The sequence below is a fragment of the Hyalangium sp. genome, assembly GCF_045802625.1.
Lineage (GTDB): Bacteria > Myxococcota > Myxococcia > Myxococcales > Myxococcaceae > Hyalangium.
Genome location: NZ_JBJMQP010000039.1, coordinates 257,611 through 271,546 on the forward strand (window position 1 = coordinate 257,611; position 13,936 = coordinate 271,546).

Consider the following 13,936-nt stretch of genomic DNA (forward strand, 5'->3'; position numbering starts at 1 on the left):
CGCGCATCCTCCGCATCCCGTCACGCCAGATAGAGCAACGGCCAGAGGAACAACCAGACGACGTCCACGAGGTGCCAGTACATGCCGCCCAGCTCCAGCGGCGTGTGGTAGGTCGCGTTGAACTTCCCCGAGAGCGTCTGGAAGCTCAGCACCGAGAGCACTCCAATACCCACCGTCACGTGTACGGCGTGGACGCCTGTCATGATCCAGTAGAGGGTGAAGTAGAGGCTCGCGCCCGGCACGGCGAACTTGTGGAAGGCGTAGTGGGCACCGGGCAGGGCCTTGTCGCGCGCGTGGTGGGCGTACTCCACGCCCTTGATGCAGAGGAAGGTGATGCCCAGCAGCACCGCTCCCACGAGGAAGGCGCTGGCGGCCAGCTCCCTCCCGCTCCGGATGGAGGCGATCGCCAGCGCCACGAGCACGCTGCTGCTCACCAGGACGTATGTGTTGATCGTCCCCAGCGTCACTTCCATGTGCTCGCGCGCCTGGTGGAATATCTCCGGATATGCCAGCCGGTACATCGCATACGAGGCGAAGAGGCCCGCGAACAGCAGCACCTCGGTGGCCAGGAAGATCCACATGCCCAGGTGCGCCGCGTCCTGGCGCGACGCCTCATCGCCGAAGTGCTCGGCCTGCGGCACCACGGGCCTCATGGCTTGCTCAGGCTGCACGGCCCACCTCCGGAGAGACATCGGGCCGCGAGTAGTCGTGCGGCGGATGGGGGAACGCGGGCTGCTCGTGGAAGTTGGACTCGGGAGGAGGCGACTCGCTCACCCACTCGTAGCCGCGGCTCTCCCACGGGTTGCGCCCCGCCACGCGCCCGTAGCGCAGCGACCAGCCCAGGTAGATGGCGATGATCAGGAAGCCAAAGCCCAGCAGCGAGGCGCCCGCGGTGGACGCCACGTGCAGCGACTGGAACCGCTCGGGGTAGTCGGCGTAGCGACGCGGCATGCCCATGTTGCCCAGCAGGAACTGCGGCAGGAACGTGGCGATGAAGCCGAAGATGATGAGCCCCGCCGTGCCAATCCCCAGCCCCTCCGGGTAGCGCCTGCCGAACATCTTCGGGAACCAGTAGTGCAGCCCCCCGACGAAGGCCATCAGCGAGGCGCCCACCATGATGAAGTGGAAGTGCGCCACCACGAAGTACGTGTCATGCCAGTGGATGTCCGCCGAGGTGACGGCCACGGCCACCCCGCTCATGCCTCCGAAGAAGAGCAGGAAGATGAACCCGAGCACGTAGATGAACGGCGCGGTGATCGAGATGCTGCCCCGGTACATGGTGCCCAGCCACGTGAAGATCTTGAGCGCGGTGAAGATGGCCACCAGCATGGACAGCACGCTGAAGGCTCCGGCGCCGAGCGCGGACTCGCCCGAGACGAACATGTGGTGGCCCCAGGTGAGGAAGCCCACGAAGGCGATGCCCACCGTGCTCACCACGATGACCTTGTAGCTGAACGGGTTCTTCCGGCAGAAGGCGCACACCATCTCGCTGATCACGCCCATGCCCGGCAGGATCATGATGTAGACGGCCGGGTGGCTGTAGAACCAGAACAAGTGCTGGTACAGCAGCGGGTCGCCGCCCCGAGCGGGATCGAAGAGGCCCACGCCGGCCACGCGCTCGAGCATCACCAGCACCAGCACCATGCCCAGCACCGGCGTGGCCAGCACCTGGATGATGGACGTGCCGTAGATGGCCCACACGAACAGCGGGATCTTCATCCACGTGATGCCCGGGGCCCGCATGGTGTGCACGGTGGTGATGAAGTTGAGGCCCGTGAGGATGGTGGAGAACCCCACCACGAAGACCCCCAGCAGCACCGGCAGCACCGCCGTCCCCGTGGCGGTGCTGAACGGCGTGTAGAAGGTCCACCCAGTGTCCGCGCCGCCCTCGAACATGCCCCACAGCGCGATCGCCGCCCCGAGCACGTAGAGGTAGAAGCTCGCCAGGTTGAGGCGTGGGAAGGCCACATCCTTCGAGCCGATCATCAGCGGCAGCAGGAAGTTGCCGAATGACGACGGGATGGAGGGGATCAGGAACAGCCACACCATCACCACGCCGTGCAGGGTGAAGGCGCGGTTGTAGGCCATGTGCCCCATGATCGTCCGTCCGGGGGTGAGCAGCTCGATGCGCAGCGCCATGGCGAAGACGCCGCCCAGCAGGAACATGAGCAGCAGCACGCCCAGGAACATCAACCCGATGCGCTTGTGATCATGCGTGGTGAGCCATGACCACACGCCTCGCTCGGCGTTGAGGTAGTGCCGCTCGGGCATCGCCGGCTCAGCGCTGGGCTGGGACATACTTGGGCTCCTGCGCGGCCGGAGGCACGGGGCGCTCGGGTCGCAGTGTCTTGATGAACTCCACGATCGCGGCCGCCTCAGCCGGGCTCAGCCGCCCGTGGAAGGTCGGCATCACCGGGTTGAAGCCCGCCACCACCTTGGCCGCCGGGTCCATCATCGACTCGGTGAGGTAGGCCACGTCCGCGCGGATCCGCTCGCCAGACTGCAGGGGCTCCTCGCGCTGGTAGAGCCCCAACCACGTGGGCCCGATGTGCGGTGTTCCATCCACGGTGTGGCACTGGAAACACCCCTTCCGCATCGCCACCGTGCGCCCGAGCTCGGCCATCGGCCCCGGCGCGTCCGAGCCGGACTCCACCACGGGCGCCTCCCCCGCTCCGGGCGTGGGCAGCGGCTTCTGCCGGGCGCGCCACGCCTCGAACTCGCCCGGCTCCAGCGCTACCACCTCGGCGCGCATCTGCGAGTGATCCAGCCCGCAGTACTCGGCGCACAGCACCTGGTAGCGCCCTGGCGCCTTCACCTCGAACCACGTCTCCGTGTAGCGCCCGGGCAGTGCGTCCTGCTTGAGCCGGAACTCGGGCACATAGAAAGAGTGGATGACGTCTCGCGCTGTGAGCAGCAGCCGCACCGGGCGCCCCGCCGGCACGTACAGCTCGTTCACGCTGCCAAGGCCGTCCGGGTAGGCGAACTTCCACATCCACTGCTTGGCCGTGACGTAGACGTCCATCGCCCCCGCGGGCGGGCTCTTCGCCCAGACGTAGTCGCGGAAGCCCATCACGCCCCAGAGCAGGAAGAAGAACAGGGGCACCCCGATGAAGAGGCCCTCCAGCCACATGGGAGCCTCCACCTTCGGCGTGAAGGTGAACGCGTGCCGGCGCCGGAAGCGGATCAGGAAGACGAGCCCCGTGAGCCCGATGCACGTCCCCACCACGAAGGTGGTGATGATGACGAAGAAGTGGATGCGGTCCACGCGGTCCGCCAGCGTGGAGCCCGCCCGGGGCAGGAACAGGAGGTGCCGCAGCAGATTGCTCATGGCCCTCTCCCCTCCTCCGCCAGCACCTGCTCCATGGCGCGCTCGATGGGCACGTGGATGACGCCCGCTTTACGGTCCACCCAGCCGTAGCTCTCCAGCCGCGCCCCCTGCTCCGCTCGCAGGCTCGAAGCCTCATCCTCCAACGCGAAGGGCCGCTGGTTGACGATGCCAATCTCCGCCTCGCCCATCCGAGACGGAGTCCCGGCCCGCTCTCGGGGCTGGCTCTTGCCCTCCCACCACCGGACGGCCAGCACCGCCAGGACGACGAGCACCAGCCAGCCTCCTCCCACGATGAGGATGAGCCGGCTCGGCAGCCGGTCGTGCTGCGGCGGAGTGGGCGTGAACCCTTCACTCATGGCTCGGCACCCGCAGCGAGTGGAGGAGGAATGGATCGCGCACCGGCACCGTGTAGCCCCCGCGCGCCAGCCACAGGCAGGCCGCCACGAACAGGCCGCCCACGCCGATGAAGGCCGTGAGGCTCGTCCAGTGCGGATACCACTGCCTCGGGTGCAGCGCTGGCAGCACCAGCCAGTACATGTTCACCGCGTGCATGAGCAGCAGCCACGCGCACACGAGGGCAAACCGTCGCGGACTCTCCTTGATGCGCCGCTGGAGGAGCAGCAGGAAGGGCACCGCGAAGTGCCCCACCGCAAGCAGCGCCGCCAGCCAGCGCCAGCCACCGTCCAGCCGAGCGCGGTACCACCGGATCTCTTCCGGCAGGTTGGCGATCCACATGAGCAGCAACTGCGAGAAGGCGCAGTAGGCCCACAGGCACACGAAGGCGAGCAGCAGCGTCCCCAGCTTCCGGAAATGCACGGACCTCATGAGCGCGCCGAACTGCCCTTGCCCCTGTCCCGCGGCCGCCAGGATGCCGATGACCGACATCGCGCCCACCACCGCGCCGCACCCCACGTAGAGCGCGTAGACGGTGGACTCCCAGAACGGCTCCAGGGACATCATCCAGTCCAGGACGGCGAACGACAGGCACACCACCACCACCGGCAGCGAGCCCGCCGCCAGCCGCCGCTGCCACAGCGTCATCCGCACCAGGTGCTCGCTGCGCTCGGGCTCCGAGTCCTGGCGCACCGACCAGCGGTAGAGCAGCAGCGAGGCGGCGCACCACACCCCGAAGTAGAGGACGGCGCGGACGAAGAACGCGGGAACGTTGAGGTAGGGGCGCTTGTGTTCGAGCAGGTGGAGCGCGTGCTCGCCCAGCTCCGGCGAGGGCGACACCCAGGGGAACAGGTGCGGCATCGACACCGCCACCGGCACGAAGAGGAGAATGAACAGCGGGCAGCACGCCGCCATCACCTCCAACGGCCGCCGCAGCACGGTGGGCCAACGCGCACGCGCGGCGTGGAAGGCGGACAGGAGGATCAGCGCCCCGAGGCACAAGGACAGCCAGTAGGCGAAGGCGAACAGGTAGCCGTGGGCCGCCTCCCGGGGGTTCACGAAGCCACCGGCCAGCGTGGCGGCCAGGCCCAGCACTCCCACCACGAACGAGACACCCAGCTCGCGCCGGCCGCCCTCGAAGCGAGGAAGCACCGTGGTCATGGAGCACCTCCCGTGTTCCCCTGCTGGAGCGAGGCCTGTACCGCCGGCGGCGCGGCCGACACGGGCGCCAACTGGCTGAAGGCGAGCGCTCGCAGATAGGCCACCACGGCCCAGCGCTCGGAGGGCGTGAGCGCGTCCGCGTAGGAGGGCATCAGTCCGTACCCCTCGGAGATGACCGCGAAGTAGAAGCCCGGCGGATGCGGCAGCGCCTCCCAGCCCGCCGGCACCGGTCCGGTCCATCCCCTGCCCGCTCCACCGCTGGTTCCGGACACCACGCCCGCGTCCCTCAGCCCTGCATCCGGGCTGATCGCGGACCCTGGAATCTCCGCCCAGGCACCGGCGTCTGGAGTGCCTCCATCGAGCTGCGAGGCGCTGAGCGACGGGTGCACCCGGTGCAGCGGTCCGAACATCGCGGGCGCGGGCCTCAGCTGCATGTTCTTCGCGACCACGCTCTGGCCATCCGCCAGCAGCCCATGGCACGGAGCGCACCAGGTGTCGAAGTGGCTCCGGCCCTGCTCGAGCAGCTCGCGGCTCAGCGCCACTGGAGGCCTCGCCACCCAGCCGGCATCCGGGCTCTGGTGGACCATGAACGCCGCCTGCTGGCGATGCCACTCCTGCGCCACCGTGCCCCGCACCGTGGGCCGCATGGCCCGTCCATCCGGAAAGTAGGAGTCGGCGGAGAAGGGATCGTCGCGCTCCTGCTGCTGCATCGGGTCCCGGTCCACACAGGCGGCCAGGCCCAGCGCGGTCACGACAGGCAGGAGCAGGCCCGTCCTCATTGCCCCCCCTCCACTTGCGACACCTGCGCCGCTCCCAGCGTGCGCAGCGTCTCGGACACCGTCTCGCGCTGGGACGCCTCGTCCACCGCGACGCTCACCCAGAAGCCGTCCACGCTGGCGCTGCGGAAGGACTCCAGCTCGAACACAGGGTGCGTCACCCGCGGCAGGCCGCAGGCCACGAACACGCCGAGGAAGACCGCGCCCGCGGCGGCCAGCACGGCCGACTCGAAGGTGATGGGGATGAAGGCCGGCGCGGCGTGCAGCGGCCGTCCTCCCACGTTGAGCGGCCAGTCCACCCCCTGGGTGAACCACTGCACCAGATAGGCCCCCACCGCTCCCGAGAGCCCCGCCACCAGCCCCAACGCGGGCAGGCGCGAGGACTTCAGCTCCAGCACCTCATCCAGCCCCTCCACAGGGAACGGCGTATGGGCATCCAGCCGCACGAAGCCGCGCTCGCGCAGGGCCCGCGCCGCCTCCACCAGCCGCTCGGGCGAGCGGAACTCTCCGAGCACCCAGTGCTTCATCCCGCCCCTCCGGCCGTCTCATCCCGCGCGGAGATCTCCCGAGCGAAGGCCTCGGACGCCTCCAGCTCGTGCTGCAGGTGCTTCACCTCGCTGGCCGGCACCGGCGGCAGCAGCTTGAGGAACAGTAGGAAGCCCAGGCCGAACAATCCCAGCGTCCCCGCCAGCAGGCTCAGGTCCACCCAGGTGGGCGCGTAGGCCCTCCAGCTGCTCGGCAGGAAGTCCTCGGTGAGCGGAGTCACGACGATCATGTAGCGCTCCAGCCACATGCCCAGGTTCACCAGCAACCCGGCGATGAAGAGCACCACCGGCTGGATGCGCAGCCTGGGGCTCCAGAAGAGCTGAGGCACCAGCACGTTGCAGAAGATGACCGTCCAGAACAGCGGAGCGTACGGGCCCACGCGCAGCATGCTCATCGCGTGCATCTCGTACTCGTTGCCGCTGTACCAGCCGAGGAAGTGCTCCTGCATGTAGCCGTACGCGACGAAGAGCCCGGCCACGAGCAGCAACCGCGCGAGCGCATCCAGGTGCGCGTCCGTGATCACATGGTGCAGCTTGAGCACCCGCCGCGCGGGGATGAGCAGCGTGAGCACCATGGCCAGCCCGGAGAAGATGGCGCCCGCCACGAAGTACGGCGGGAAGATGGTGCTGTGCCAGCCCGGGAGCTGGGCCACCGCGAAGTCGAACGACACGATGGTGTGCACCGAGACGACCAGCGGCGTGGCCAGCCCCGCCAGCACCACGTACGCCGCGCGCCACTGCAGCCAGTGCCGGGCGCTGCCTCGCCACCCCATGGCGAGGAGGCCCCAGGCGCGGCGCTTCCACGTCTCCTTCGCGGTGTCTCGCGCCGAGGCCAGATCCGGCAGCATCCCCAGGTACCAGAACAGCACCGACACCGTGAGGTACGTGAGGATGGCCACGATGTCCCACGTGAGCGGCGAGCGGAACTGCGGCCAGACGCGCAGCGAGCTCGGGTACGGCACCAGCCAGTAGAACTTCCACGGCCGCCCCAGGTGCAGCAGCGGGAAGAGGCCCGCGCACGCCACGGCGAACAGCGTCATGGCCTCGGCCATGCGGTTGACGGAGCTGCGCCACTTCTCGCCGAACAGCAGCAGGATGGCCGAGATCAGCGTGCCGGCGTGGCCGATGCCGATCCACCAGACGAAGTTGATGATGCCAAAGGCCCAGGCCACCGGGATGTTGTTGCCCCAGCTGCCAATCCCCTTCACCAGCGTCACGCCGATGGCCACCACCAGGAGCCCGACCAGCGCCGAGCAGAGGCCCACGAGCACCCACCACCCGCGCCCTGGCGGAGCGAGCACCGGCCGCAACAGCGACGCGTTGAGCTCCTCATTCGAGTGGCGGCCCAGAATGAGCGGATGCGCCACGAGCGGATCGGCCGTCACGGGCGCCTTGGGAGCGGGCTGGGTCATCCGAGCGCCTCGTCGGGGTTCTTCAGCCGCACCAGGTGCACCGTGCGCGGCTCGGTGCCCAGCTCGTGCAGCAGCTTGTAGTGGCGGGGATCCTGGTGCAGGCGGGTGACGGCGGCCTGCGAGTCATTGAGGTCCCCGAAGACGATCGCCTCGGTGGGACAGGCCTGCTGGCAGGCGGTGCGCACCTCGCCGTCGCGGATGGGGCGGTGCTCCACGCGAGAGGTGATCCGGGCGGATTCGATGCGCTGCACGCAGTACGTGCACTTCTCCATCACCCCGCGCGAGCGCACCGTCACCTGTGGGTTACGGTACATCCGGTCCTGTGGACGGTTCGGCTGATAGTCCAGGTAGTTGAAGCGGCGGACCTTGTAGGGGCAGTTGTTGGAGCAGTACCGCGTGCCGATGCAGCGGTTGTAGATCATCTGGTTGAGCCCCTCGTCCGAGTGTACCGTCGCGTTGACGGGGCACACGTACTCGCAAGGGGCGTATTCGCAGTGCACGCACATGAGCGGCTGGGTGATGACGCCTGGGTCGTGCTCGTCCCCCAGGAAGTAGCGGTCGATGCGCAGCCAGTGCATCTCCCGCCCGCGCCGCACCTGCTCCTTGCCCACCGCGGGGATGTTGTTCTCCGCCTGGCAGGCCACCACGCACGCGCTGCACCCGGTACAGCGGTGCAGATCGATCGCCATGCCCCAGCGGTAGGTGGGCTGCTGGAGCGGCGGGGGTGGCGGATAGAGGTGCTCCTCGGGCTCCTGCATCCCGTGGAGCGCGTCCGGGTGGGCTTGGAACTCGGACTGCTTCGTCTGGAGCGCCAGCGGGCGGCCCTCCATCCGCCAATGGTCCTGCGCCAGCGCGAACTCGTGGGGCACTTCCACGGGAGTCAGGCGCACGCCGCTGGCGGCTCCGAGCGCGTCCTGAGGCCGCAGCGCATACGCGTTGAAGCCCACCCCCACGGCCACGGGGCTGCCTCGGGTGCGCCCATAGCCCAGCGGCAGCGTCACCGTGTCATCGGCCTGCCCGGGAGCAATCAGCACCGCCGCTTCCAGGGAACGGCCTCGCAGCTCCAGCCGGACTCGAGCGCCGCGCTTCAGGCCCAACCGTTCGGCGGTGGCGGGGCTCACGCAGGCCGCGTTGTCCCACGTGAGCTGGGTGAGCGGATCCGGCAACTCCTGGAGCCACGGGTTGGAGCCGAAGCGCCCATCGTAGAGCTTGAGGTCCGGCACGAAGTGCAGCTCGAGGCCCTCGCTCGCGGGAGCCGCCAGGGCGCGCACGGCCGTGAGCACGGCCGCCCCGTCCACCCGCGCTTGCACCTCGGGCAGCTGTGTGCCGGGGATGACTCCCTCCGCCAACCAGCCCTCCCATGTCTCCTGGAAGCGCTCGGGCTGGGCGGACCTCCCGCGCCACAGGGCCTGGAGCCGCTCGTAGGGAGACGCCGCGAGCTCGCCCGTGAACGCCGCCATCACGTCCAGCGGGGGAGTCGCGGCTTCGAACATCGGAGCGATCAGCGGCTGAAGAATCGTGGTGGTGCCATCCGCGGCCCGGCCGTCTCCCCAGTCCTCGTACGGGTGTGTGGAGGGGACGAACCAGGAGCACGCGGCGGCCGTCTCGTCTTCCTCGAGCGCGCAGTACACCGCGTGCTCCACCCGGCTGAGCGCCTCGGCCAACGGCACATCCGCCGGAGCGCGGTACACCGGGTTCCAGGCAGTGATGAGCAGCGTGTCCACGGCCCCGGCGTGCAGCTCCTCCACGAGCTTCGGCAGCGCCGAGGCGTCAGGCCCGGGGACTCGTGTCTCCTCCACCAGCCGCAGCGTCCGGGCAGAGCCCAGCGAGTCATTGAGCAGGTGCGCCAAGGCGTGAACCGCGGGTGGCTGCCCTTCCCCCACCACCACGAGCGCCTCGCCTGCATGAGACGTCAGATCCCGAGCCGCCGCCGACACCCAGCGCCGCTCCGGCTCGCTCAAGCCCCCTGCCCCTTCCGCCAGCCCCGTGAGCCCCTGCCGCCCGAGCGCACGCCCCACCTCCGCCGCAAGCGCACGCGCCAGCAGCGGCATCCGAGAGGGCCGCACCCGCAGCCGTTGATCCGCGAAAGCCCCCGTGAGGCTCAGGTGGCTCTCCGCCACCCACAGCCGGTTGAGCCGGGCCGCACGGCCCGAGACGAACTCTCTGGCCGAGCGCGGGCTGCCCGGCAGCGTGGACAGGAAGTCCTCCTCCAGCGACACCACCACGCGCGCAGCATCCCAGCGCGGCAGCATCCTGAGCGGGCGTCCGAAGGCCAGACGGGCGCCCTCACCCGCGTGCCCCACCTCCGCGGCACAGAAAGGCACCACGCGCGCGCGTGGGTAGCGCTCCAGCACGCGCGAGAAGGTATGGGCCCACAGCGGCGAGGCCGTGGGCTCCACCAGCAGCCGCAGCCCGGCCCCTCCATCCGTGCGCTGGGCCAGTTGCTCGAGCCGAGCGAACAGCTCCGCGCGAGAGGCCGCCGCGCCCCGGTGGCGCACCTCGCGAGCACGGTGCGGATCGTACAGCCCCAGCAGCGAGGCCTGCTCGTGCGCGCCCGCGGACCCGAGGCTCTCCGGGTGGCTGGGATTGCCTTCGACCTTGGTGGGGCGGCCCTCGTTGCTGCGCACCACCAGCCCGCGCACGTGGCCCGCAAGCTCCAGGCCCGTGGCGTAGTGCAGCGCCACACCCGGCGTCAGCTCGGGGGGCTGCTGCGAATACGGCAGCACCTTCTCGGGCGCGGGGCGGAAGCAGCCCGAGAGCCCGAGCGCCGCAGACCCGAAGGCCGCCAGCTCCAGCAAGGTCCGGCGAGAGACTCCTTGCGGCGGCTCGGAGGCTCCCGGTGGAAACTCATCCGCTCCCGGCGGCTCGCTCCCGCGACGCTCCTCCACACTGCGCCACGCCGAGGGCGCATCCGACAACACCGGCAGCGGGAATCGATCCTTCAGCGGTGGCATGTGATGCACTCGGTGCGAGGGGCGACATCCAGCTCTTGGGCCACCCGGCGGCCCGTGTCTCGAGGGTCGCCGGCAGGCCGCCAGGACATGTCGGTGATGTGCTCGAGCGGCCGGAGGTGCGGGGTGGGATCCCGATGGCACTCCAGGCACCACTCCATGGTGAGCGGAGCCACCTGCTGCACCAGCGCCATCTGATCCACGCGCCCGTGGCAGCTCACGCACCCCACGCCCTTGTGGACGTGGATGGAGTGGTTGAAGAAGACGAAGTGCGGCAGCCGGTGGACGCGGTTCCACGCAATGGGCCGGTCCTTGAAGTAGCTGTCACGCACCGGAGCCAGCAGCGGGCTCTGGTTCCAGATCTGCGCGTGGCAGCCCATGCAGCGGCTGGTGGGAGGCACACCCGCGAAGGGCCCCTCCCACGCACCCTCATGGCAATAGCGGCAGTCGATCCCATCATCACCCACGTGGTGACGGTGATCGAACTTCACGGGCTGCTCGACAGGCTCGAACGAGGCAGTCCCCAGCGGACTGCGGGCCATCAGCATCAACCCGGCGGTCGCCACCACCGGGACTCCAGCCAACACGGCGAGCACGCCGCGAAGCACATTGTCAGTGGCCGGAGGAAAAAGCCCCATACACCGCCGCGAAGAAGTGGACCTCTTCCACTTAACGGAGGTGCGGTGCTTGGGGATGCGACTTGTTAGAGCCCCTGTCGGTTAGGCCACGCTCGCTGAACCCGCGGAGTCGGACAGTCCACACACCTGGGCCATCCATTGGACGAAAGTCGTAGCCGCCATCGTCCCCGTCCAGCTCAGTGCAGCCCCTGCACCCACTCGCGGATCATCGTCAGGCTGGTGTCGTCCGTGATCTTCGAGGCGATGGGCGGCATCTGCTCCGTCGTCCCGCGAATGGACATGCGGTGCACGATGCAGCTGCCGTCCGGGTTGCCCGGGTTGACGCGCATGGTGACGCCCGGCGTGACGAACTTCTCCACCGGCACGCCCAGGGCCGTCTTCCAGAGCCCGGTGTCCTCCACGGTCGCGTCGTTCACCGAGAGCCGCAGGGTGAACGGGTTGTTGAACTCGATGCCCTGGGGGTTGTGGCAGTTGCCGCAGTTGGCGTGCAGGTAGCCGAGCGATGCGGACGTGAGCGCGTCACCGGGCACCTTCATCTCCGGCACCGGCGTGCTGAGCCGGCCCTCCGCCACCAGCGTCTTGAGCGTCACCCCAGGCCCCTCGTGGTTGAGCTGCAGGGCGCTGAAGCCCAGCGCGCGCTCTGGCAGGTAGCCGTGGCACGTGGTGCAGAGCTTGGCCGCGGGGATGTTGTGCGTCGTCCCCTGGGCGTTGACGACGCCGTACTGCGTATAGTCCGCGTCAGACCCATCCTCGCGCCACGCGTACGCCGCGAGGATGAAGTCCTTGGGCCCCGTCCCGTAGCGCGCGATGAAGCGTGTCTCCACGAGCTTCCCGTCGACAGTGAAGTCCTTCCACAGCTTCGCGCCCACCGGGAGCACCCAGTGATCCATGTCACTGGTCTCGATGGCGCACCCATCCGGCAGTTGCACGTACCGGACCTTCTCGGCTGCATCGGACCAGAGCTTGTAGGTGGGCTCGAACGTGCGCACACCCGGCGCGAGCGTCCGAGCCTTGATGTCCTGGAAGAGCCCCGTCGCTGACAGCGTGGGCGGTACCGCCCCTCCCTCGAGCCCCGTTTGCAGATCCCCGCAGGCGACATTCGTCGGCGGGGGAGGATCCACGATGGTCGTGTCCGAGGGACACGCCACGAGGAGGCACGCCGTGAACAGGCATGCCAGGGACAGGGCTTGCTTCACCCCAGAGGGGCAACGCTCAGCAGCAGCGACGGGGTTCTTCATGGCAGCTTTCTAGATTCTAGAATCCAGCGCACACAGGGGTCGTGGGCGCCGCGCAGTGGCCGGCAGAGCAGGTCTGGCAGGCACCGCAATCCGGGTCCGCCGAGCAGGTCGCGCCCACGCACTCGTTGGTGGGGACGTTGCAGGACTCGCCGCTGTTGCAGTCCGTGTCCGCGGCGCAGAAACGGGCCGGCTGCTGGGTGAGCTTGTCACCCGCGCCCGAGATGGGAGTCTGGTTCTTGATGTAGCTGAAGATGGCCTTCAGGTCATCGTCGGTCGCATTCTTCAAGACCGCCACGGCATCGGACATGGGGAAGGCGATGTCCCGGGTGACGGAGCCGTTCGTGACCTTGCCCGTGTCGATGATGGTCTTGAACTGATCGAAGGTCAGCTTGGGAATGACGCCGTGGGTGGCACCCAGCAGGTTGGCCGACATGGAGCGCGTGTAGTGCTGCGCCGCGTTCAGGCCCGGCGGCAGCGTGAAGACAAAGCCGCCCGTGAGGAAGCGGTCCGTGGGGATCTTCGCGTTGCGCGGGTCACGCGACGGGTTGGTGTGGCACCCGTTGCAGTCGGACACGGCGTTCACGATGTAGCTGCCGCGCGCGTACAGGGCTTTGTCGTCGGCGCTCAGGCTGGTGAGCCCCGGCGGATCCACCAGCGTCTGGAGCGCCAGGCCGCGATCCTCGTTGAGCGTGCCAGAGTCGGCCGGCAGCGGCCGGACCACAGCGCCATCGGCGTACGCGTTGGGGAAGGGCACCGGCTGCGCCGCCGCCGCCGCGCCCTTGATGTCGGCGGGCACCGGGTTCTTGATGGCCGGGACCTTCTGGAGGTAGGCGTAGATGGACTTGATGTCCTCGTCGGTCATCCACCGGAAGGTCTGCCAGGGCATGACGATGAGCTGCTCGTTCTGGGTGTCGCTCTTGAAGTCCTTGCCCGTACGGATGGCCTCGATGAACTGGGCCTCGGTCAGCCGCAGGCCGGTGTCCGGATCGGACGTCAGGTTGCGCGCGTAGACGACCTCGCCCGACGGACCGATCGGGAAGGACACACCGCCGCTCAGGTACTTGGGCGGGCCGTTTTGCTGGGGCGTCTGGTGGCAGTTCTGGCAGATCGCCAGGCCGTTCAGCAGGTAGCTCCCCGTGCCGATCCGCTCCTTGTCGGCGTTGGTGAGCCCGGTGGTGTCGAGCTGGAACGGCACAATGGAGAGCCCCTTCTCGGCCTGGGCCGAGAGCGGCTTCTCCTCGGGTGGCTTCTCTTCGTCCTTGCACGCCGTGGTGCTCAGCAGCGCGCCCGCCAGCATCAGCGAAGAAAAGGAACGCAGCCAACGCCCACCGGAAAGTGCGCGACGGTTGATCAGTCGATCATTCTGCACAAGTGACTCCTCTATGGGGTAAAGCCCTCGAAGGCACGCGCGACCCAGCCGCTCCTCGGAAGGAACCGCAGGCTGCCCTAAGTCCGAATCATCCTCAAGCGAGTGAGGGCTCACCCCACTGAGCG

The 13,936-nt window shown here is 68.8% G+C and carries 12 protein-coding genes; all 12 read right to left on the minus strand.

From position 1 onward, the window contains the following. Window positions 1-20: 20 nt before the first annotated feature. Window positions 21-671 (minus strand): cytochrome c oxidase subunit 3 family protein, encoded by a 651-nt coding sequence (locus tag ACJ8AT_RS07180; RefSeq protein ID WP_407736874.1) that lies wholly within the window; start codon window positions 669-671, stop codon window positions 21-23. Further along, entirely contained in the window at window positions 661-2,298 is a 1,638-nt protein-coding gene (locus ACJ8AT_RS07185; protein ID WP_407736875.1) for a cbb3-type cytochrome c oxidase subunit I, read from the minus strand. The genes ACJ8AT_RS07180 and ACJ8AT_RS07185 overlap by 11 nt, the downstream gene beginning before the upstream one ends. Continuing rightward, window positions 2,279-3,328, minus strand: a complete 1,050-nt coding sequence (gene coxB / locus ACJ8AT_RS07190) for a cytochrome c oxidase subunit II (protein WP_407736876.1) — start codon at window positions 3,326-3,328, stop codon at window positions 2,279-2,281. The genes ACJ8AT_RS07185 and coxB overlap by 20 nt, the downstream gene beginning before the upstream one ends. Then, window positions 3,325-3,684, minus strand: a complete 360-nt coding sequence (locus ACJ8AT_RS07195; protein WP_407736877.1) for a hypothetical protein — start codon at window positions 3,682-3,684, stop codon at window positions 3,325-3,327. The genes coxB and ACJ8AT_RS07195 overlap by 4 nt, the downstream gene beginning before the upstream one ends. Further along, a complete protein-coding gene (locus ACJ8AT_RS07200; RefSeq protein ID WP_407736878.1) occupies window positions 3,677-4,882 on the minus strand; it encodes a hypothetical protein in 1,206 nt (401 codons plus the stop codon). Before ACJ8AT_RS07200 ends, ACJ8AT_RS07195 begins: the two co-directional genes overlap by 8 nt. Then, window positions 4,879-5,661, minus strand: coding sequence for a c-type cytochrome (locus tag ACJ8AT_RS07205; RefSeq protein ID WP_407736879.1), 783 nt, complete (start codon window positions 5,659-5,661; stop codon window positions 4,879-4,881). The genes ACJ8AT_RS07200 and ACJ8AT_RS07205 overlap by 4 nt, the downstream gene beginning before the upstream one ends. Then, window positions 5,658-6,185, minus strand: coding sequence for a DUF3341 domain-containing protein (locus ACJ8AT_RS07210; protein ID WP_407736880.1), 528 nt, complete (start codon window positions 6,183-6,185; stop codon window positions 5,658-5,660). Before ACJ8AT_RS07210 ends, ACJ8AT_RS07205 begins: the two co-directional genes overlap by 4 nt. Beyond that, window positions 6,182-7,615, minus strand: a complete 1,434-nt coding sequence (gene nrfD, locus ACJ8AT_RS07215) for an NrfD/PsrC family molybdoenzyme membrane anchor subunit (protein ID WP_407736881.1) — start codon at window positions 7,613-7,615, stop codon at window positions 6,182-6,184. The genes ACJ8AT_RS07210 and nrfD overlap by 4 nt, the downstream gene beginning before the upstream one ends. After that, window positions 7,612-10,569: a TAT-variant-translocated molybdopterin oxidoreductase gene (locus tag ACJ8AT_RS07220; RefSeq protein ID WP_407736882.1), complete on the minus strand. Its 2,958-nt coding sequence runs from the start codon at window positions 10,567-10,569 to the stop codon at window positions 7,612-7,614. The genes nrfD and ACJ8AT_RS07220 overlap by 4 nt, the downstream gene beginning before the upstream one ends. Next, the gene (locus ACJ8AT_RS07225) at window positions 10,557-11,204 is read right to left on the minus strand and encodes a cytochrome c3 family protein (protein ID WP_407736883.1); all 648 of its coding nucleotides are present in this window, start codon (window positions 11,202-11,204) and stop codon (window positions 10,557-10,559) included. The genes ACJ8AT_RS07220 and ACJ8AT_RS07225 overlap by 13 nt, the downstream gene beginning before the upstream one ends. Window positions 11,205-11,380: 176 nt before the next feature. Further along, a complete protein-coding gene (locus tag ACJ8AT_RS07230) occupies window positions 11,381-12,442 on the minus strand; it encodes a hypothetical protein (protein ID WP_407736884.1) in 1,062 nt (353 codons plus the stop codon). A gap of 16 nt (window positions 12,443-12,458) precedes the next feature. Then, a complete protein-coding gene (locus ACJ8AT_RS07235) occupies window positions 12,459-13,811 on the minus strand; it encodes a cytochrome C (protein WP_407736885.1) in 1,353 nt (450 codons plus the stop codon). Between the last annotated feature and the right edge of the window lie 125 nt (window positions 13,812-13,936).